The sequence below is a fragment of the Coralloluteibacterium stylophorae genome (assembly GCF_018122625.2).
GTDB classification, from domain to species: domain Bacteria; phylum Pseudomonadota; class Gammaproteobacteria; order Xanthomonadales; family Xanthomonadaceae; genus Coralloluteibacterium; species Coralloluteibacterium stylophorae.
The window spans coordinates 225,794-246,540 of the sequence record NZ_JAGQFT020000003.1; the positions used below are offsets into that span (position 1 = coordinate 225,794).

At 68.3% G+C, this 20,747-nt stretch carries 18 protein-coding genes and 2 tRNA genes; 6 read left to right on the forward strand and 14 right to left on the reverse strand.

The genetic code is table 11. The annotated features are described in order from the left end of the window. Positions 1–11: 11 nt before the first annotated feature. Positions 12–86 (reverse strand) — tRNA-Val (locus KB893_RS05855). A 153-nt stretch (positions 87–239) separates the two neighbouring features. Between KB893_RS05855 and KB893_RS05860 the strand changes: the two genes are divergently transcribed. After that, positions 240–875: an aspartyl/asparaginyl beta-hydroxylase domain-containing protein gene (locus KB893_RS05860; RefSeq protein ID WP_211925632.1), complete on the forward strand. Its 636-nt coding sequence runs from the start codon at positions 240–242 to the stop codon at positions 873–875. Between the two features lie 99 nt (positions 876–974). Next, on the forward strand, positions 975–1,577 hold the full coding sequence (locus KB893_RS05865) for a hypothetical protein (RefSeq protein ID WP_211925631.1): 603 nt from the start codon (positions 975–977) through the stop codon (positions 1,575–1,577). A gap of 18 nt (positions 1,578–1,595) precedes the next feature. Here the strand turns inward: KB893_RS05865 and uvrB are convergent, their stop codons facing one another. After that, the gene (uvrB, locus tag KB893_RS05870) at positions 1,596–3,629 is read right to left on the reverse strand and encodes an excinuclease ABC subunit UvrB (RefSeq protein ID WP_211925630.1); all 2,034 of its coding nucleotides are present in this window, start codon (positions 3,627–3,629) and stop codon (positions 1,596–1,598) included. Between the two features lie 161 nt (positions 3,630–3,790). On the opposite strand from uvrB, the gene KB893_RS05875 reads away from it, so the two are divergent. After that, positions 3,791–4,339 (forward strand): GspH/FimT family protein, encoded by a 549-nt coding sequence (locus KB893_RS05875; protein ID WP_211925655.1) that lies wholly within the window; start codon positions 3,791–3,793, stop codon positions 4,337–4,339. A 68-nt stretch (positions 4,340–4,407) separates the two neighbouring features. Further along, positions 4,408–4,484, forward strand: a tRNA-Asn gene (locus tag KB893_RS05880). Positions 4,485–4,836: 352 nt separating this feature from the next. Here the strand turns inward: KB893_RS05880 and KB893_RS05885 are convergent. The 10 genes from KB893_RS05885 to grxD form a co-directional block, all read right to left on the reverse strand. After that, positions 4,837–5,280, reverse strand: a complete 444-nt coding sequence (locus KB893_RS05885; RefSeq protein WP_211925629.1) for a type IV pilin protein — start codon at positions 5,278–5,280, stop codon at positions 4,837–4,839. Between the two features lie 23 nt (positions 5,281–5,303). Further along, positions 5,304–9,122: a pilus assembly protein gene (locus tag KB893_RS05890; protein WP_211925628.1), complete on the reverse strand. Its 3,819-nt coding sequence runs from the start codon at positions 9,120–9,122 to the stop codon at positions 5,304–5,306. Positions 9,123–9,132: 10 nt separating this feature from the next. Continuing rightward, positions 9,133–9,660 (reverse strand): pilus assembly PilX family protein, encoded by a 528-nt coding sequence (locus KB893_RS05895; protein WP_213173546.1) that lies wholly within the window; start codon positions 9,658–9,660, stop codon positions 9,133–9,135. A gap of 6 nt (positions 9,661–9,666) precedes the next feature. After that, positions 9,667–10,854, reverse strand: a complete 1,188-nt coding sequence (locus KB893_RS05900) for a PilW family protein (protein WP_211928027.1) — start codon at positions 10,852–10,854, stop codon at positions 9,667–9,669. Then, a complete protein-coding gene (gene pilV, locus KB893_RS05905) occupies positions 10,851–11,327 on the reverse strand; it encodes a type IV pilus modification protein PilV (protein ID WP_211928026.1) in 477 nt (158 codons plus the stop codon). Before pilV ends, KB893_RS05900 begins: the two co-directional genes overlap by 4 nt. Beyond that, positions 11,324–11,860 carry a GspH/FimT family pseudopilin gene (locus KB893_RS18290; protein WP_211928025.1) on the reverse strand — a complete coding sequence of 179 codons (537 nt, stop codon included), beginning with the start codon at positions 11,858–11,860 and terminating at the stop codon, positions 11,324–11,326. Before KB893_RS18290 ends, pilV begins: the two co-directional genes overlap by 4 nt. Before the next feature lie 116 nt (positions 11,861–11,976). Further along, entirely contained in the window at positions 11,977–13,359 is a 1,383-nt protein-coding gene (gene ppnN / locus KB893_RS05915) for a nucleotide 5'-monophosphate nucleosidase PpnN (RefSeq protein WP_211928024.1), read from the reverse strand. A 122-nt stretch (positions 13,360–13,481) separates the two neighbouring features. Continuing rightward, positions 13,482–16,691 (reverse strand): TonB-dependent receptor, encoded by a 3,210-nt coding sequence (locus KB893_RS05920; RefSeq protein WP_213173547.1) that lies wholly within the window; start codon positions 16,689–16,691, stop codon positions 13,482–13,484. A gap of 215 nt (positions 16,692–16,906) precedes the next feature. Next, entirely contained in the window at positions 16,907–17,656 is a 750-nt protein-coding gene (locus KB893_RS05925) for an SDR family NAD(P)-dependent oxidoreductase (RefSeq protein ID WP_211927553.1), read from the reverse strand. A gap of 2 nt (positions 17,657–17,658) precedes the next feature. Next, positions 17,659–17,979, reverse strand: a complete 321-nt coding sequence (gene grxD, locus KB893_RS05930) for a Grx4 family monothiol glutaredoxin (RefSeq protein ID WP_211927552.1) — start codon at positions 17,977–17,979, stop codon at positions 17,659–17,661. 167 nt (positions 17,980–18,146) lie between these two features. Between grxD and KB893_RS05935 the strand changes: the two genes are divergently transcribed. After that, a complete protein-coding gene (locus tag KB893_RS05935) occupies positions 18,147–18,752 on the forward strand; it encodes a superoxide dismutase (RefSeq protein ID WP_211927551.1) in 606 nt (201 codons plus the stop codon). Here the strand turns inward: KB893_RS05935 and KB893_RS05940 are convergent. Beyond that, a complete protein-coding gene (locus KB893_RS05940) occupies positions 18,749–19,885 on the reverse strand; it encodes a 5-(carboxyamino)imidazole ribonucleotide synthase (protein ID WP_211927550.1) in 1,137 nt (378 codons plus the stop codon). The genes KB893_RS05935 and KB893_RS05940 overlap by 4 nt on opposite strands. Then, the gene (gene purE / locus KB893_RS05945) at positions 19,882–20,400 is read right to left on the reverse strand and encodes a 5-(carboxyamino)imidazole ribonucleotide mutase (protein ID WP_211927549.1); all 519 of its coding nucleotides are present in this window, start codon (positions 20,398–20,400) and stop codon (positions 19,882–19,884) included. The genes KB893_RS05940 and purE overlap by 4 nt, the downstream gene beginning before the upstream one ends. 65 nt (positions 20,401–20,465) lie before the next feature. On the opposite strand from purE, the gene KB893_RS05950 reads away from it, so the two are divergent. Beyond that, positions 20,466–20,729: a Trm112 family protein gene (locus KB893_RS05950; RefSeq protein ID WP_211927548.1), complete on the forward strand. Its 264-nt coding sequence runs from the start codon at positions 20,466–20,468 to the stop codon at positions 20,727–20,729. Positions 20,730–20,747: the final 18 nt, after the last annotated feature.

Below are 20,747 nucleotides of genomic sequence, written 5' to 3' on the forward strand. Positions count from 1 at the left end.
TCGGCCGGAGGTGGTGGGCGGTACAGGGTTCGAACCTGTGACCCCTACCATGTCAAGGTAGTGCTCTACCGCTGAGCTAACCGCCCGCTTGTCCCGCAGTGCCATGCGGGCCGCGCAGTCTAGCACCACGCTGCAGCAGCCGACAATCACCCGAATGCAGCCGTGCGGCGCTTCGCCAGCGCGATATGCTTCCGCGTCGCCCGCAAGCTCCCGCATACGCCCGCCACCATCCACGATCGATGTCACTATCCACACCCTCCCTCGACAAGGACATCCTGATCGGCGGCTGCAATCGCCTTCCGATCCTGATCGATTACTTGCGATTGATCGCCGAGGTGCAAGCGCTCCCCACGGACTTCTGGGGGAGCCGGGGCGGCCGCGTCGGGGTCCATCGCGCTGCCGAGGCGGTGTTCCTACGCGGCTACGCGCCCGCCGAAGGCGACAAGCCGATCGAGGACCGCCCTGCTCTCGAGCACACGCCGTACATCCGCCATCTGATCAAGGAAGTCGTGCCAGCTCGTGCGCAGCGCTGCCTGCTGGCAAAGCTTCACGCAGGTGCCCGGATCCCGCTGCATATGGATCGGGGCAACTACTTCCGCGCCACGATCCGGGTGCACTTCCCGGTTCAGACAGACCCGAGCGTGATCATGTACGCCCGCGGCCACGCCTACACGATGCGTCCGGGGGAAGTCTGGGCGCTGAACAATTCGAACCTACATGCCGTTCTCAACGATTGGGACCAGCCGCGCACGCATCTGATCTGCGATTTCCTGCCGGATCCGGCGCTACTGGATCTACTCGGGCGCGGTGAACGCGACCTCGGCAGGACCGCGCACGAGCTGGACGATCGCGTCCGTGCGCCGCACCAGGCCTGACCTGCTCGTCGCGCCGACCTTCGTCTTCCTGCACCTGCACAAGTCCGCGGCACCTTCGTCAACAGGTTCCTCGCCGCAACCATTCCTGGCATCCGGCAGGTGGGCTACCACCTGCCCTACAGCCATGCCCCCGCCGCAGCGCATGCCCTTCCGGTTCTGGGGACGGTGCGCAATCCGTGGGCCTACTACGTCTCCTGGTACGCCTTCCAGTCGGCGATGCCGACGCCGAATCCCCTGTTCCGTTTGGTCAGCGACGAGGGGCGCCGCGATTTCGCTCAGACGCTCCGCGACCTGCTTGCCTTGGAAAGCAGCGAAGGCATCCGTCGGCTCCGCGCTGTCCTGCCAGAGCGCTTCCCCGGGCGCGGGCTCAATCTCACGAGGGAATGCGTCACAAGCTGGCAGGACACCGGTGTTGGCTTCTACAGCTTCCTCTATCGCCGCATGTATGCAGGATGCACGAACCTCAGCCTCCTCGGGACCGACGACCTGCGTGCCGGGCTGGCGCGGTTCCTCGTCGCGAACGGCATTCCGCTCACCGAGCTTCAGCGCGAGCGACTCGAAGCCGCTCCGCCGGCAAACACGAGCCGACACGCCCACTACAGCAGGTACTACGATGCTGACCTGCGGGATCTGGTCGCCGAACGCGATGCGGACCTGATCCGCACGCACGACTACCGCTTCGAGTGCATGAACGAAGCGTAGGGATCGACGCGTACGCAGTCAGGCCTTCAGCGTCGCCGCCTTGATCTTCTGGATCTGGTCGCGGACGCGGGCGGCGTCCTCGAACTCGAGGTCCTGGGCGTGCTTGTACATGCGCTGCTCGAGCTGCTTGATGCGCCCGGCGAGCTGGGCCGGCGAGAGCGCGGCGTAATCCTCGCGCTCCTCGGCCACCGCCGCGCCCTTCTTGCGCCCGCGCCCCTTGCCGCCGACCTTCTCCATCTCCGGTTCGGCGCGCGCGCCTTCCATGACGTCCATGATCGCGCGGCGCACCGACTGCGGGGTGATGCCGTGCTCGGCGTTGTATTCGATCTGGCGGTTGCGGCGCCGGTCGGTCTCGTCGAGCGCGGCCTGCATCGAGCGCGTCACCGAGTCGGCGTACAGGATCGCCTTGCCGCGCACGTTGCGCGCGGCGCGGCCGATGGTCTGGATCAGCGAGCCCGACGAGCGCAGGAAGCCCTCCTTGTCGGCGTCGAGGATGGCGACCAGCGAGACCTCGGGCATGTCCAGGCCCTCGCGCAGAAGGTTGATGCCGACCAGCACGTCGAACTTGCCCAGGCGCAGGTCGCGGATGATCTCCACGCGCTCGACGGTATCGATGTCGGAGTGCAGGTAGCGGACCTTGATCTCGTGCTCGGCGAGGTATTCGGTGAGGTTCTCCGCCATGCGCTTGGTCAGGGTGGTGATCAGCACGCGGTCGCCCATCGCCACGCGCTGGTGGATCTCGCCCAGCACGTCGTCGACCTGGGTCGCCACCGGCCGGATCTCGACCTCCGGGTCGATCAACCCGGTCGGCCGCACCACCAGCTCGATGACATTGTTGTCGGACTTCTCCAGCTCATACTTGCCCGGCGTCGCGGACACGAAGACCATCCGCGGCGCGCGCAGCTCCCACTCCTCGAAGCGCAGCGGGCGGTTGTCCATCGCCGAGGGCAGGCGGAAGCCGAACTCCACCAGCGTCTCCTTGCGCGCCCGGTCGCCGCGGTACATGCCGCCGATCTGCGGCACGGTGACGTGGGATTCGTCGAGCACCAGCAGCGCATCCGGCGGCAGGTAGTCGAACAGGGTCGGTGGCGGCTCGCCCGCCTCGCGCCGGGTCATGTGCCGCGAGTAGTTCTCGATGCCCTGGCAGAAGCCGACCTCGGCCATCATCTCCAGGTCGAACTTGGTCCGCTGCTCGAGACGCTGGGCCTCCAGCAACTTGTTGTTCCTGTAGAGCCAGTCGAGCCGCTCGCGCAGCTCGACCTTGATCGTCTCGACCGCGTTGAGGACGCTCTGGCGCGTGCTGGCGTAGTGGGTCTTGGGATAGATCGTGTAGCGCGGGATCCTGCGCAGCACTTCGCCGGTGAGCGGATCGAACAGGCTCATGCCCTCGATCTCGCCGTCGAACAGCTCGATGCGCACGGCCTCCGCGTCGGATTCGGCCGGGAACACGTCCACCACCTCGCCCCTCACGCGATAGGTACCGCGGCGCAGCTCGACGTCGTTGCGCGTGTACTGCAGTTCGGTCAGCTGGCGGATCAGCTGGCGCTGGTCGATGTGCTCGCCCTTGGCCAGGATCAGGCGCAGCGACAGGTAGTCCTCGGGGTCGCCGAGGCCGTAGATCGCCGACACCGTGGCGACGATCAGCGCGTCCGGTCGCGACAGCAGCGCCTTGGTCGCAGCCAGGCGCATCTGCTCGATGTGGTCGTTGATCGAGCTGTCCTTCTCGATGAAGGTGTCCGAGGCCGGCACGTAGGCCTCCGGCTGGTAGTAGTCGTAGTAGCTGACGAAGTACTCCACCGCGTTCTTCGGGAAGAACGACTTGAACTCGCCGTAGAGCTGGGCCGCGAGGGTCTTGTTCGGCGCCATGACCAGGGTCGGCCGCTGGACCGCCTGGATCATGTTGGCGATGGTGAAGGTCTTGCCCGATCCGGTGACGCCGAGCAGGGTCTGGTGCGCGAGGCCCGCGTCGAAGCCCTCGATGAGGCGCCTGATCGCCTGCGGCTGGTCGCCGGAGGGGGTGTAGGGAGAAACCAGCTCGAAACGATCGCTCATGACCGCCAGTGTGGGGTCGCGGCACGTGAACCTAAAGCGGAAGCCTGAATGGTGGGAGGCCCGGACGAGGAGATTTCCGAGGGCGCCGCGCGCCCGACGGCGGCGGCGCGGGAAGTCTTCGCCGCGGATGCTGTGCGTCCACCCACCAGAAAGGCAGGCCGATGCGCAGCCGCAGGAACGGACTCACGCTGCTGGAACTCCTCGTCGTGGTGGCGATCCTCGCGATCGTCACCACCGTCGGGCTGCCGGCCTTCGGCGACGTGCTGCAACGCACGCGCGCGCAGACGGCGATGCACCAGCTGACCGCCAGCATCGCCAGCGCACGCTTGGCCGCAATCCAGCATCGACGCCCGTTGGCGCTGTGCCCGGCGGACGCCGCAGGCGCCTGCGTGGACGAGCCCGACTGGAGCGCGGGCTGGCTGGTGTTCGTGGATGCGGACGGCAACGACCGGCCCGACACCGACGCCGACCTCGTCCGCCACGTCCAGACCTCCGGACGCATCGCGATCCGCTCCAGCGCCGGGCGCACGCGCATCCGCGTCCAGCGCGACGGCCGCAGCGGCGGCAGCAACCTCAGCCTCAGCCTGTGCTCCGAGGACGCCGAGCCGCGCCTGCTGGGCAGGGTCATCCTGAACATCAGCGGCCGCACCCGCAGCGAGCGCCCGACCGCCCCCACCCCCTGTCCGTTCGCGCCCGGCGGCGCCGGCTGAGCGGCGACCGTCTGATGAGCGGACGGCCGCTTGACCGCCTGTCCCGGTCGGCTACAATTGTCGACCCCGCCCGAATAGCTCAGCCGGTTAGAGCACTTGACTGTTAATCAGGGGGTCGTTGGTTCGAGTCCAACTTCGGGCGCCAGATCGTAGAAGAGGCCCTGCGCAAGCAGGGCCTTTCTTGTTGGTGGGGACGGGCGGCAGCGACAGGACGATGGCCGCGGATCGCGGCACCGCTCTCGCGGGACGACATCCACCGCGGCTCCCGCCGTCTGCCTGCCGCGCTTGCTCCCGGCGGCGACCCGACGCTCGGCGGTACGAGCGTCGGTCCTATCCACCGCCATCAGGTGCGAGCCGCCTCGGCATCTCCTCGATCCGCATTCCCACGCGTGTCGCGAGACCCTGTCGACCCGCCTGCGCCCGGGGCACCAGCGATGGCCGGCCACGGCCTCACCGGTAGCCCGCGGCCTCCCGAAGGCGTAGAGGCCGCTGACGGATCAGGGGGTACGGCCGAACTGGCACTCCGCGTCGGTTCCGGCCGAGTGGGTCTTCACGCCTGCGTGGTTGATCGTCAGCGTGCCGCAGCGATCCTGCGCCTGCGGCGTACCGCTCCTGGGGGCAGCGCGCACGGTGAAGGTGGACTGGCTGGGGGTCCCCACGAACGCGAGGTCATAGAACCCGGTCCCGTCGCGCGGGGACTGCGTCGCCGGAAGAGTGAAGCCGGCGTAGGTGTTGTTGACGGTGTGGTAGCGCTCCGCCAGCTGCGCGAACTCGACCAGGTCGGCCTTCGCCTGCCCGCGGCGCGACTTGCGCACGTGCTCCTGGTAGGAGGGATAGGCGATCGCCGCGAGAATGGCGACGATCGCGACGACGATCATCAACTCGATCAGCGTGAAGCCCCCGGCGCGACCCTCGCGCGCCGCCCTGTGCCATGCATGCATCGCACCCCTCAGGCTGCTCCTCGTCATTCGACCTGCCTCCACGATTGGCGTCCACACGGGTAGGGAAGATAGAGCGGCTCGACGAGCCCTGCAGTCGTGACCGTCATCCAACAGCCCTGCTCGGGCGTCGACGGCGGCGCCCCGGGGGCACTGAGGTCGTCCGGAGCGCCCGGCTGCAGCCGCGGCAGCACGTTGACGCCGACGTCCTTGACCGGTGCGGTACCGCCGGTATTGAGGATCACGCTCGCGGTTCCCTCGCTCGGATTGTTGCCGCTCGGCGATCCGTAGCGCGCGTTCGACAGCGCCGCGGCGCCGGAGCTCGCGTTCAATCCGAACAGCCAGTTCGATCCGTTCGTGCTGCACCCGGCACTGCCGTCCTGCGGCGCATAGGTCGGCATGAACACGATGCCCGATGCGATGCGCGGATAGCCGACGAAGCGCTCTCCAGCAGGCAGGTCCACGTACCAGCCAGAGGCGAAGCTCGGACCGCTGCCCGTCATCGAGATGCTGCGCTCGGTGGCGCCGCCGCCCACGGAATAACCCTGGAGGTTGCCGCGGCTCAACGAGCTGGTGACGCTGCCCCGCACGGTGTCGTTCACGGCATACAGCGACTGCACCGAACGATCGTCCGGATCGCCCTGGAAGGAGAAGCTTCCGCTTCCGAAGTACAGCATCACGCCGGCATTGGGGCCTGCCGCCGCGGTCATGCCACCGATGATGGGCTGCCGGTAGGTCTGCCCGCCTTCGACAAAGGACCGCGTGGTGAAGACAGGCGTCGTCACCGTCGCCGGAGCGGAACTGCGCAGATCGAACTTCCACAGCGCGCCCTTCTGGTCGGCTGCGTACACGGTATCGGCGAAGCCGTCGCGGACGATGCCGTTGAGCTGATTGGCGCCGTCCGGTCCCCAGCGATCGACCACCACGATGTTGCCCAGGCCATTGCTGCCGGCAGGCACGCCGGCACCTGCCTCCACCGCTTCGATCATCGTGATCGACGGCGCGCCCGAGGCGATGTCCACGACGAACAGCACCGCCTTGCCGCTGGCGCTGTTGTAGCCATTGCCGAAGATCGCCTTCCAGCGCACCACCCCGTCGCTCTTCACCGGGACGATGACCGGGCGACCGAGCACATGGCCGATGTTCGCGCGCACGGCGTCGCTGAGCGAAGCGTCGAGGTCGCTGATCTCCCACAGCCGGTCCGCGGGATCGAAGTTGGCGGGGTCCGACACGTTGAGGGCGAAGACCCCACGCCCGCCAGCGCCAGCCGTGCCGACGAGCACCGTTTCCCACGCGTTGCCTACGTAGGCGTCGGACACGGTGACGGGGCCGTCGACGTAGTACCGGTGGCTGAACTTCTGGTCGCTGCGGTTATCGGGCTCGTAGGGAAACAGCAGGTTGCCCATGTGCCCCAGCGCGGTTGCGGGAACATAGGCGAACTCCTCGCGCCCCCCGCTTCCGCCCACCTGGTTGTCCGCGTCCATCCCGCCGTCGAACGCGTGCAGCATGCCGTCGTTGGCGCCGGCGTAGACCATGTAGCGGCGCGACTGCTTGGTGGTGTTGAGATAGGTACGGTAGCTCGTCCCATACGGGGCCGGCAGCGAACCGTAGCCGTAGTCGTCGTCGGGCGAGCTGATCACGGGAGTGGAGTTGACGATGTCGCCCAGGCGCGACGAGCGCTTGCGCAGCTTGCCGGTGTCGCCCGAGCGCTCCAGCGTGCGGTCGCCGAGGAGATAGTTGACGGCCTGCGTCCTATCCACGCCGAGTGCGGCGATTTCGCCCGACGTGCAGCGCACCATGCCGGGATAGAGGCCGTCCGGCTTCGTGCAGACGTCATCGAGGCTGATGTTGGCGGCATTGAAGCGGACGACGGTGCCGCCCTTGGTGGCGTAAACGTCGCGGCTAGCGGCCGCAGGCATCGCTGCAGCCGCTTCCCAGAGGTACTGGAACTCGGTCGCCGTCCCGGCCGTATTGGTGCGGACGCGCTGCGCCGTCAGGGTGCTGAACCAGTCGGTGCCCTCGTCGCGGGCCTCATAGGTCGGGCTGACGGAGAGCGAGCCGGCTCCGACGCGCGCGCCGCTCATGGCCAGGGTGCCCGACGGCGTCGCGGCTCCCGGCACGGATGCGAGGATGCGGCGCATGGCCAGGGTGATCGCTTCCGGCGTGCTCGCGTTGATCATCTCGCCGCGCGCGTTGATCGTCGCGTGCCACATCTCGTCGACGGCATGCGGGCTGAGGTCGACACGCGAGGTGTGCCAGCTCGGCGGTTGGTCGAACGGACTGGGGTTCACCACCCATGGCTGCTCGGGATCCTGCTGATATTCGTCGCCGTAGAGGTTGCCGAGGGTTCCCAGGGTGATCCCGTAGAAGTTCATGTGCAGGTTGGTCTGGCAATCCAGGCGAGGGTCCGGATTGTCGGCGGAGCATCCGCTCGGAACCGGCACGTTGTTCGTGTCGAATCCTCCCGGACGCAGGCTTTCCAGATAATAGGGCAGCACGATGTCTGCCATCGTGTTGGGGACCTTATCCTCGAAAGGCGCGCCGAGGCCGTCGTCCTGAAGCGTCGAGGAGGGGCTGCTGGTGTCGTTGATGTAGCCGTCGGTGAAGAGCATGCCGGCGTTGCGCTGGCAGGTCAGCTGCACCGGGGCGTTGTTGCCGGAGCGCTGGAACTGCTTCCCCAGATGATCCACCGCGCGACGGCTCGGTGTATTGCCGCTCGCAGGGATCTTGTACAGTCCCTCGAACAGATCCTCCTTCTCGTCCGGATCGGTCAGGTCGTACATGGTCACGTTGTCGCGCACGTTCATGAGGAACCAGCCGACCCGCATGTTCTGTACGTCGAGCAGCGAATTGGTCAGGCCGGAGATGAGCGCCTCGCGCCGCGTCCGGTAGTAGGTGAACCAGTTGGCGAAGTTCTGGATCGCCCGCGCATAAAGCTCCTGGCTCGGATAGTTGGACCGCCTGATCTCATACCGGTACAGGGTGGTATCAGGGGGACCGCCGACCGGATTCACGACAGGCAGCGGCGTACCGCTATAGCCGTCAGGCGAGTTCGGCACGGTCAGGTAATAGGTCGCCGGATAGAAGGAAATGGCGATGTCGCAGTCGCTGGAAAACCTCACATCCGAGCCATGCGTGTACCAGGTCCTGTTCGGGCCCGGCCGCGAGCCTCCGCAGCCGTTCAACCAGTGACGGGTACCCGCAGGCAGCACCATGTCCGTGCGCATCTGGAACAGCCAACCACCATCGGTTTCTTCCAGCGGCGCTGTCAGATCGACCCGATAGTTGATCTTGTTGTTGACTCCTGCAGGCCGAGGGTCAACCGGAGCGTTGGCAGGGTCGACATTCGCATAGACGGACCCGTCCGCGTTCTTCCACGGCTCGTACGTCGTGCCAGGGTTGAAGTAGGCGGGATTGAACTCATGGCTCCGGGCAAAACCGAAGTTCGTGGTCGGCGGAATCGCGTTCTGGTCGTTGTTCCTTCCCGGATACGGGAAGACGAAAAGGTAGTTGGTGGTCCTGGAGTAGCCGCCGGAATAGCCGAAGGGAACGCCGTTCGTATCGAAGAAGCTACGGATGACGCTGGAGTTGTTCGTCGCGCGGGCCCAGGTAAAGGCGCCGTCGCGCGTGTTGTTCATCGTTTCCCAGTTCATCGACCCCGAATCGTCGAGCGCCATGATGAAGGCGGGAGGAACCTGCACCTCGACATTCAACGGCGCCTGCGCGAGTACGGCGCCCGGCCTGGCCTGTGCCGCATACGCGGCATAGCCGGCATAGCCTGCGGCCAGCACGCCGAGGCAGGCCGCCACCGAGGCCACGATCGGGCCGCTCTTGTGCGATGCCATGGATGTTCCTCTAGAGCTTGAAGACGGAGTCGATCGCGGCTGCCGAGGTCGGCGTCTCGCCGTCTCCGGGCATGTCGGTCTGGTATGCGGTGATCTGGTAGATGCTGATCGGCGAGACCTCGCCGACCGGCCCCACTCCCATCGCGATGTTCGATTCACCGGCGATGCACTGGTCGATCTTGCGGACGTTGGGAGTCGGCACGGCCGGGAAATCCTGCTGATCGACCCAGGCTCCGGCGTCCACTCCGCAGGTCTCGGAGATGTCGGCCGCGGTCACGACCTGTTCGCAGCGCATCGCCACCCGGTTTTCCATGTCCTCGATGTTGCATTCCGCGGTCCGCGCCAGCGCCTCGGCATTCTGGAATGCGAGGTTCACGGCCCTGTAGTTCGAGGACATCCGCTCCTGCAGGCCCGCGACCTGCATCGCGGTGATACCGATGAGCGCGAGCAGGATCAACATGATCAGCGCGACGTACAGCACCGCGCCGCGCTGCGCACGGGGCGGGATGAAGACCGATGGGTGAAGGTCGTTGCGCATCGTTGCTCAGTTCCCGAACAGCCGGTTGCGGAGCGCGACCGTGGTCTCGTACGCGATCCGCACCCTGGCATCGTTGTTTTCGGCCGGCGTGTAGACGACGCCCAGCACCCGCGGACTGGCACCCTCGGTCGCCGCCATCGCCGCGGCACGCGCGGGACTGCGGGCGAGCAGGCCGATCTGGACCTGGCCGACGCGCCGCCACTCGTTGGCGACCTCGGCATCGGTGGACGCGCCCGCGACCACGGCCGCTGCCGTGCCCTGCACGGTGATGTTGCCCCGCGGCGGAGAACTGGAATCGAGCACCGGCTCCTCGTCCCGGCCGAACAGGAGCTGCAGGCTCTCGACGCCTTCCACCAGCTCCTCGCGGTTGCCCGGCGGATACGCTCCTGCGGCATTCGCCCATGCCCGCCACAGCGCCGGTTCGCCGGAAGCGCCGGGCGCGACGTAGTACACGATCGAGTGCGCGCGATAGACCGCCGTCTGGCCTGCGGGATGCGCCGTATACCGCCCCGTCAGCTCGGTGTCCGGCACCGCTGCCCCGACGGTGACCGCGCCATCGGCGGCGGCTCCCGGGAACACGTCGGCATGCGAGCAGTCGGCGACTCCGAAGAGGTCCGGTTCGCCCACGCCCTCTTCCCGCAGCGACTCGATTCCCGTCGACGTCGGGATCGTCAGCGTCTCGGCCCCCGCCGAACCCGCGATCGCCGTCACCGGCACCGCGCGGCTGCCGAGGAAGCGCAGCACGATGATGTCGCTGCCTGCGGCCGGCGACAGCCCGCTGATGGTGGTCGGGAGCCCGGGCGACCAGCCTCCGGCCGCCGCGCCGATCTGGACGCTGTTGCCGGGCGCCGTGCCGCTCGCCTCGTAGCCCTGGACGGAGACGGCGAAATTGAGCGGATGCGCGAGCGGGAGCGATGCACCCAGATGCAGCGCCGGATCGCCCTCCCCCTTCACCCAGTGCGCCTGGTCGTTGACGCAGCCGAAGTGGCCGGCCATGCGGATGTCGCGCTGCAGGAAATCGATGGCGAAGCGCGCATTCTCCTGCACGCGCGCGACGCCTTCCGACATCTGGTAGGAGGTCCGGGATGCGGAGAAGATCTGCACCAGGCCCAGCAGCAGCAGGCTGCCGATGAGGAGCGCGATCATCAGCTCGATCAGCGACACGCCGCGCACCTTGGTCCGACCGCCCGTCATAGCTGCGTCCTCACCGTCACCTCCGACTGCGGGTCATCCGCGATGCGCTCGCTCCAGCTCAGCGTCACCGTCACCAGCCCGTTGACGTAGTTGACCTCGGCGCTGGCGTCCTCGCCCAGCGCACGGGCGACCTGGCACTGCCATCGGGCCACGTTCTGCGCGAGGCTCACCGTGCCGGTGTCCCTGGAGCACGCCGTGTCGGTCACTTCTCCAGCGTTGAAGCCGGCGCCCGCGCTTCCCGCGTACCAGGCCGCCTGGAACCGGTTCGACCGCATCTGGTCGAGAAGGTCGTAGGCGAGGTTGGTCGCCTGCGTCCGGTAGTTCGCGCTCTGCGTGAACCGCAGGCCGGTCGTCTGCAGCAGGGCGAACCCGAGCAGACCGAACGCCAGCACCAGCAGCGCGATCAGTACCTCGATGAGCGAGAAGCCGCCGGCCCCGAGCCGCCGTGACTGCCTGCCGCGTCCCCGATTCATGCGCAGGCTCCCTGGCAGATCCGCGTCTGTCCGGTCGCGGAGATCCTGATCTCGCGCACGAGACTCGCATCGTCGGGCGCGTCGTCGACCGTGATCGTCAGCGCGCGCCTCCCCCGGTCCTGCACGCGCCCCTGGCGGTCGAACTGGAAGCACTCGGCGGAGCCGCCGCTCTCGGACTCGGCCGCGATCGACAGGTTGCGGTTCGTCTCGACGTAACGCAGCACCCGGTCTCCGCTGCCGACGTCGCAGGCGCCGCCGCTGGCATCCTCGTCGATCCAGACCAGCCAGCCGTTGCTCCACTCACCCCCACAGGAGGCGCCGTCGTCGCTGGCGCAGACCGACACCGTACGGGGGCTGCGAAGCGCCTCCGTCCGTGCGAGGGCGACGGCCGCGAGCACCTCGTTCGCTGCCGTCGCCAACTGGTTGCGCTGCATCGTGCCCTTGAAATTCGGCAATGCGATCGCCGCCACCACCGCCAGCACGGCGACAGTGATCATCAGCTCCACCAACGTGAAACCCCGTGCCTTGGGCATCAGCCCGACTCCCCTGACAGACGCCGCGCGATGCTAGGGGAGCGGACCGCCGACGCCCATCGGAGCGCGACAGGCGGTGGCCGCGGAGCGACGAGCGCGCGGCCGCCGCCGGTCGCTCAGGCCACGACCCGGTAGCAGGGTCGGTAGTCGCCGGCGATCTTCATGCGCCGCTGCTCGACGAAGGCCCGCAGGAGCGCGTCGAGGTGCTGCATGAATTCGTGGTCGCCGTGGATCTCGAACGGGCCGTACTGCTCGATCCGGCGCATGCCGTCCTCCTTGACGTTGCCGGCGACGATGCCCGAGAACGCGCGGCGCAGATCGGCGGCAAGGAGGTGCACCGGGCGTTCGCGGTGCAGGTCCAGCGCACGCATGGCCTCGTGGGTCGGGGCGAACGGCTGCTGGAACTCGAACGGGATGTGCAGCGTCCAGTTGAAGAAGAACGCGTCGCGCGTCTCCAGCCGGTGCTGGCGCACCCGACGCACGCCCTGCACCATCTCGCGGGCGACCTCGGCCGGGTCGGCGATGATGATCCGGTAGCGCGAGGTGGCCGCATCGCCCAGCGTGAGCCTGAGGAAGCGGTCGATCTGCTCGAAGTACGGCGCCGCCGAGCGCGGCCCGGTGAACACCAGCGGGAACGGCAGCTCCGCGTTGTTCGGGTGCAGCAGGATGCCGAGCAGGTACAGGATCTCTTCGGCGGTGCCGACGCCGCCCGGGAACACGATGATCCCGTGCCCGACGCGCACGAAGGTCTCCAGGCGCTTCTCGATGTCCGGCAGGATCACCAGCTCGTTGACGATCGGGTTCGGCGACTCGGCGGCGATGATCCCGGGCTCGGTGATGCCGATGTAGCGGTTGTTGACCCGGCGCTGCTTGGCATGGGCGATGTTGGCGCCCTTCATCGGCCCCTTCATGGCGCCGGGGCCGCAGCCGGTGGCGATGTCGAGCCCGCGCAGGCCGAGCTGGTAGCCGACCGACTTGGTGTACTCGTACTCCTCGCGGTTGATCGAGTGGCCGCCCCAGCACACCACGAGGTTCGGGTCCTGGTGGGCGACGAGGATGCGCGCGTTGCGCAGGATCTCGAACACGGCGCTGGTGATGCCCTCGGAATCGCTGAGGTCGAAGCGGCCGCTGTCCTCGACCTCGCTCGAGGTATAGGCGATGTCGCGCACCACCGCGAACAGCAGCTCGGCGACACCCTCGATCACGCGGCCGTCGACGAAGGCCATCGCCGGCGCGTTCTCCAGCATCAACTTGATGCCGCGCTCCTGCTGCTGCACCTCGATGTCGAAGTCCGGATACAGCTCCTGCGCGGCGCGCGGGTCGTCGGACTGGCTGCCGCTGGTCAGCACCGCCAGCGCGCAGCGCCGCAGCAGTTCGTGCAGGCCGCCGCTGGAGACGTCGCGCAGGCGCGCGACCTCGTGGCGGGAGAGCACGTCAAGTCCTCCGCGCGGGTAGACGCGGGTGCTGACGGTGGGAAGGCCGGAGGCGTTGACGGTCATCGATGGAGCCGGAGTCGAGCGAGCCGGCAACTTTAGCACCGCACGACGAGGCGCCACATCGTGCGCCGGAAAGACGAAGGGCCGGCAAACGCCGGCCCTTCGGGTACTGCCGAGGCTGTCGATCAGAAGCGGTAGCGGAAACCGATCTGGGCCGACCACTGCGACACGCCGGTGTCGAAGCCGTCCGCATCGCTGTTGGCGACGCTCGGATCGTCCGCGCCGTCGAAGTCGTAGACGTACTTGCCGTCGACGATGCCGATCATGTCGGCGACGCGGTTGTTGGCGTAGAAGCCGTAGTCGTAGACGTGGCCCCAGTCGGAGTTGATCAGGTTGCCGACGTTCTGGATGTCGAGCCAGATCTCCGACTTGTGCCCGGCGAAGAAGCCCGGCAGCTCCTGGCTGATGCGCACGTCGAACAGGTTCACCCAGTCGGCGCGGGCCGAGTTGGCGGGTGCGGCCCGGCCAGCATAGCGCGCCAGATCAGGATTGTTGTTGAGCCACTCGAAGAACTCCGCCTCCATCTCCGGGTCCGCCACGAACGCGCCGCTGGTGTCGAAGCTGCCGAACAGCACGTCGCCCGGGCCGGCGGGGACGTAGAACAGGTCGTTGCCGCTGCGGCCGTCGCCGTTCATGTCGTTGCCGTACACGAAGCTGTAGGGGCGCCCGCTGCGGCCTTCGTAGAACAGGCCGACGCTGGTCTCGTAGTCACCGAAGAAGGCGTGCTTCCAGCTCAGCGAACCGCTGAGACGATCCTTGATCTCGTAGCGGGCCGTGTTGACGGTCGGATCGTTGGCGTTGAAGGCGTACTGGTAGCCCCAGCCCGAGCCCGCGGTGGAGCTGGTCAGGGTGCCGACCTCTTCCGCATCGGTGTAGGTGTAGCCCAGCGTCCACGACCAGTCGCTCTCCGCCGACGCCGGCTTGCTCAGCGACACCGTCATCTGGCGGGTGCTGCCCTCGTCGGTGTTGTCGAGGAGGTAGACATCGCCGAACTCGCGGTTGCGGAGGTAGCGGGCATCGCCCGAGCCGTAGCGACCCGCGGTTTCCGGGTTCCAGAACAGGTCGCGCCCGTCCTGGCCGGTGATCGTGCTGTCGCCCAGGTTGAGGCTGCGGTAGTACAGGCCGTCCTTCACCTCGGTGACGAGCAGCTCCGCCGACGCGACAACACCGTTCCACGGCAGCTCGTGATCGAACGCGAGATTCGCCTTCCACACCGACGGCAGGTCGAGGTCGGTCGTGGTGAAGTTGACGTTCATCAGCTGCGAGGCCGGGTCCGCCGGGACGGGCTGGCTGCCGCCGTCGGGATCGAACGCCAGGCTCGGGTCGTAGTCGAACTCCTGGTACTGGATGTAGTTGTAGCCGGTGGTGCTGAAGCTGTTGCTCAGCCACACCTGCGGCGACTCACCCTGGAACAGACCGAAACCGCCGCGCAGCTGGGTCGGGCGCTCGGTGTCGAACATGTAGTTGAAGCCGAAGCGCGGCTGGATCAGGAAATCGCCCGAAAGGATCTCGCTGTTGTCGTAGCCGAAGGCCTCGTAGGCCTCGTCGTTGTACTGCGGGTCGTCGGCGACCTCCGGACGGTCGGCGCGCAGGCCGAAGGTCAGGGTCAGGTTGTTGTTGACGTACCACTGGTCCTGCACGAACAGGCCGAGCTTCTCGTACTTGTAGACCGCCGCGATGGAATCCAGCGACTCGCCGGCCTGCGGGGTGCGCAGGTTGTAGGTGTCCCAGATGCCGTTGCGGAAGTTGTCCAGGCCGTAGAACGTGTACACGCCGAACACCTGCGGCCCGTACAGGTTGTAGATGTCGTTGCTGCTGTAGTCCGCACCGAACTTGACGTCGTGGTCGCCCAGCGTGAGCGTGCCGGCGCCGAAGAAGTCCCAGGTCTCGGTCTGCAGCACGTTGGCCTGCGAATTCGTCTCGGTGCCGAGGTACAGCGAGTCGCCGCTCGGCGCGTCCTCGGTGCCGCCGAAGTAGATGCGCACGCTCGGCGCATTGGTCGGGATGACGCGGACTGCCGAGTAGTCGCGGTAGGACGCCTTGAACTCGGTCGAGAAGGTGTCGGTCCAGTCGCTGAAGAGCTGGCCGACGTAGCTCTCGACGGTCTTGTCGTGCTGGTACCAGTAGGAGCTCAGCGAGGCCGTGCTGGTGCCGGTGCCGTTGATGCGCAGCTTGCTCTGCTCGAGGTTGCTGTAGCGCAGGCTGGCGCGATGGTTGTCGCTGATGTTCCAGTCCAGCTTCAGCGCGTATTCCTCGAGGTCGGTGTCGCTGTCGCTCTCGAGCGTACCGGCGTCGAAGCCGTACTCCTGGGCGATCTGCTGCGCCTCGGCGACGTCATCCAGGGTGAAGTCGGAGTCGGACTGGCCCAGCGCGGTGCCGTTGAGGTCGACGCCCGGCGCCGACTGGGTGAACTTGTCATAGTTGGCGAAGAAGAACAGGCGGTCCTTGACCAGCGGGCCGCCGAGGGTCACGCCGTAGTTCTCTTCCTCGGTGAAGCCGTTGAACTCATCGCCGTCCGGGTCGCTGCCGAACCAGTCGCCATCGCGATAGGTCCCGTAGACCGAGCCGTGGAACTCGTTGGTGCCCGACTTGGTGACGGCGTCGACGACCGCGCCGGTGGCGCCGGTGATGGTAACGTCGTAGTTGGCGAGGTCGACGTTGATCGCCTCGATGGCTTCCATGGCGACCGGCTGGCGGCGGGTCGGCATGTTGTTGCCTTCCAGGCCGAAGGTGTCGCTGGCGGAGACGCCGTCGATGCGGATCGCGTTGTAACGCGGGTTCTGGCCGCCGGCGCTGATGCTGCCCGAGGCGCGGTCGATGAAGGCCACGCGCGGGTCGAGGCGCATGTAGTCCTGGATGTTGGCGTTCGCCGAAGGCAGCGTCTCGATCGTCTCGCGGTTGACGTCGGTGCCGGTGCCCATCTTGTCCGGCGAGAACACTTCGGAACCGACCGAGGTGCCGACGACGGTGATGGCGTCCAGCGTCTGCGCCGCGCCGATCTGGGCGCTGACGTTGGCGATGTCGCCGATGTTCAGGTAGACGTTCTCGCGGATCTCGGTCTGGCCGTTCTTGACGATGGTGACCGTGTAGGGACCGCCGACGCGCAGGCCGCGCGCGGAGTAGCGGCCGCTGGCGTCCGTCGTCGCGTTGCTGGTGGTGCCCGACGGCGCGTGCAGGATGGTGACCTGGGCATTGCTGACCGGCGCGCCGGTGCCGTCGGTGACGACGCCGCCGAGGCCGGCGGAGGTCTGCTGTGCGAAGGACGGCGCGGCCGCGAGAGCGGCGAGCAGACCGAGTGACAGGCGCGAGAGACGTACCTGCTTGCGATTCATCATTGGTGAAGCCCCGTGGGAGTGGTGAAACGAGATGGCGGTGTGGCAATGCGCAGCCACTGGCGACCGATGACCAGCGCGGTCATCCCGGAGACGCAGCGAAATCCCTGCCACACGGCGGTGCTGTTGCGGCGCGTGTGGTTAATCAGATTTTAACACTGTAACGGGGGCTCGTTACAATTCCTTTACACCGACCATGCCCGGCCGGCGACGGACGCTCAGGCGTCCGCGCGCACCCGGTGCACGGCGCCGCGATGGCTCGCCCCCGCCGGGGACAGCAGCTCGACGCAGGCCGCCGCGTAGGCGGTCGGCGCCGGGATGTCGCGCAGCGCGCTCTCCATGAAGGCTTTCGCCCGGAAGCCGCTGCGCATGGGGCCCGGCTCCAGCGCCGATACGCGCACACCGCCCTGCTCGGTCTCGTCGTGGAGCACGCGCATCAGGCCCAGCAGGCCGTGCTTGGCGACGGCATAGCCGCCCCAGTAGGCGCGACCGATCCGCTCCAGATCGTCGAGCACGAACACCACGGCCGCGTCCGGCGCACGCCGGAGCAGCGGCAGGCAGGCCTGGGTCAGGAGCATCGGCGCGGTCAGGTTGACGTGGATCTCGCGCGCGAACTCCAGCGGATCGGTGTTGGCGAGAGGCGTCAGCCCCTTGAACGCCAGCGCGGCATGCAGGATGCCGTCGAGCCGGCCGAGCTGCGACTCGAGCGAGGTCGCGAGCTGGGCGTAGTCCTCTGGCCCGGCGCCCTCCATGTCGAGCGGATAGGCAGCCGGCTCGGGCCCGAGCGTCGCCAGGATGTCGTAGAGCTTGTTGAGCCTGGGGACGCGGCGGCCGAGGAGCACCACGGTCGCGCCTGCCTGCGCGCAGGCGCGCGCGGCCGCCTCGCCGAGCCCGCCGTTCGCCCCGGTGACCAGCACCACGCGGTCGGCGAGGACGCCTGCGCCCCGGCCCGTTGCAGCCTCCGACATCCTCAGTCGCCCTGCGCGTCGGCGACCATGCGCGCCAGCTCGCCGCTGTCGTGCAGCTCCAGCGTGATGTCGCAGCCACCGATCAGCTCGCCGTTGATGAAGAGCTGGGGAAAGGTCGGCCAGTTGGAGAAGCGCGGCAGGCTGGCGCGGATCTCGGGATCCTCGAGCACGTTGACCGAGTGGAAGCCCTTGGCGCCGGCTGCCTTCAGCGCCTGCACCGTACGGCTGGAGAACCCGCACATCGGGAACTGCGGCGTCCCCTTCATGAACAGCACGATCGGGTGCGACTGCACCTCGCCCTGGATTCGCTCGATGACGCTCATTGGCTTTCGTCTCCTCGACGAGCGGCCGCCGCGAGGCGACGATGCCGCATGTGAACTCGGGGGATGCGCCGCCGTTCCGGCTGCGCGTGCGCGCAGGATCGCCGGGGGCGGCCGCGGAAAGGCATCATTGTAGCGCCACGCCCCATGTCGCCTCCGGCACTTCCCGCATGTCCTTCACCGCCAAGCCGCTGCCCTACGCCACCGACGCCCTCCAGCCGCAGATCTCGGTGCCCGCGCTCGAGGCGCACCACGGCGAGCACTATCGCGACCTGGTCGCGCAGCTCAATGCCCAGCTGACGGCGACGCCGGCGGAGTCCGCGGACGACGAGGCCGGGCCGGAGGAGCTGATTGACCTGGTCCGCGGCCGCCAGGGACGGATCCAGCAGCTCGCCGCGGAAGTCTGGCACCACGAATTCTTCTGGAAGTGCCTGTCTCCGCAGCGCAGCGAGCCCGAGGGCGCGCTGCGCGCCGCCATCGATCGCGACTTCGGCGGCCTCGAGGCGCTGCGCGAGACCTTCGTCCAGCGCAATGCGGCCCTGTTCGGCGGCGGCTGGCTGTGGCTGGTGCGGCGGCCCGACGGCCGCCTCGGCGTCCTGGTCACCGCGAACGCGGCGACACCGCTGACCGGAGCCGACTGGCCGCTGCTGGCCTGCGACCTGTGGGAGCACGCCCACTACCTCGACCATCATGGCGACCGCGCCGGCTGGCTCGCCGCGTTCTGGGCGCGGGCGAACTGGCGCTTCGCCAGCGCCCGTTTCGAGGATCCGACCTAGCTGCGCAGCCGCGCCAGGACCGGCGCGACCTGCGCCTCGCGCGCCAGCGCCCGGCCTACGCGCTCGAGCACGGCCGCCAGGGCTTCCGGCGTCTCCGCACGCAGCGTGGCGTGCCCGACCTTGCGCCCGACGCGAGGAGTCTTGCCGTAGTCGTGCCAGTGCCCGCCGGGCTCCGCCAGCACGGCATCGCGCGTCGGCATCGCACCGATCCAGTTCAGCATGCAGCTCCAGCCGCGCGCGTCGACCGCGCCCAGCGGCAGGCCGAGGACCGCGCGCAGGTGGTTCTCGAACTGCGAGGTCTCCGCGCCCTCGATCGTCCAGTGCCCGGAGTTGTGGACCCGCGGGGCCATCTCGTTGGCGAGGACTTCGCCATCGCGCACGAACAGCTCGAGCGCGAAGACGCCGACGTAGTCGACCGCCTCCGCCACCCGGCGCGCATGGTCGAGCGCCCGCCGCGCCAGCGCCGCATCCACGACGGCGGGCGCGAGCGTGGCCGAGAGGACGCCGTCGACGTGCCAGTTCTCGCCGATCGGCCAGGCGCGGAAGGCGCCGTCGCGACCGCGCACCGCCACCACCGAGATCTCGCGGTCGAAGGGCACGAAGCCTTCCAGGATCAATCCGCCCTGCGCCGCCCCGAGCGCCGCCCAGGCGGCGTCCGCATCGGCGCCGGAACGCAGGCGGAACTGGCCCTTACCGTCGTAGCCGAAGCGACGCGTCTTCAGGATCGCCGGAACGCCCACATGCGCCAGCGCCGCGTCGAGCGACCGCCGCGAATCGACCGGCGCGAACGGCGGCACCGGGATGCCCAGCTCGCTGAAAAGCGTCTTCTCGGCCATCCGGTCCTGCGCGACCGCGAGCGCCCGCGGCGCCGGATGCACCGGCACCCGTGTCGCCAGCCATTCGGCCGAGTCCGCGGGCACGTTCTCGAAGTCGAAAGTGGCGACGTCGACCTCCCCGGCGAAGCGCGCGAGCGCCTCCTCGTCCCGGTAATCCGCCTTCAGCTGCGGTGCGAGCTCGGCCGCGCAGGCGCCCTCGGCGGCATCGAGCACCAGGAAGCGCAGGCCCAGCGGAGCGCCGGCAAGCACCAGCATGCGCGCAAGCTGCCCACCGCCGAGGATGCCGATGCGGCTCACGGCAGCGCGCCCGGGCGTGGATCGGGCTGCGCCAGCACGTCCTCGGTCTGGCGCGCGCGGAACGCGTCCAGCGCCTGCGCGATCGCGGGATGGTCCGCCGCCAGCAGGGACGCGGCGAACAGCGCCGCGTTCGCCGCGCCTGCGTCGCCGATGGCGAAGGTCGCCACCGGGATCCCCGCCGGCATCTGCACGATCGACAGCAGCGAATCCAGGCCATTGAGCGCGCGGCTCTTCACCGGGACGCCGAGCACCGGCAGCGGGGTCTTCGCGGCGAGCATGCCCGGCAGGTGCGCGGCGCCGCCGGCCCCGGCGATGATCGCGCGCAGCCCGCGGTCGCGCGCGGAGGCCGCGTAGTCGAACAGGAGGTCGGGGGTACGGTGCGCGGAAACCACCTGCACTTCGTGCGCGACACCGAGGGTTTCCAGGCGGGACACGGCGTGCGACATGGTGTCCCAGTCGCTGCGCGAGCCCATGACGACGCCGACCAGCGGCTTGGATGTATCGCTGTTGCCCATTGGCGAGGCCGAGACGCAAAAGCGTATTCTAGCGGGGTTTCGACAGACCCAAGGCTTCTCGCACGATGGATCGCCGCCTTCTCGACCTGCTGTGCTGCCCGCAGACCCGGCAGCCCCTGGCGCCGCTGGGCGCCGAGGATCTGGGGGCCGTCAACCGCGCGATCGCCGCCGGCGGCGTGCGCCGCGTCGACGGCGAGGCGCAGGCCGCGCCGCTGCGGGAAGGCCTGATCACCCGCGACCGCAAGATCCTCTACCGCGTCGACGACGGCATCCCGGTGCTGCTTGCCGACGAGGGCATCGCCGCGACCCAGATCGACGGCCTGCGCTAGGGTCGCGCGCGTGCTGCA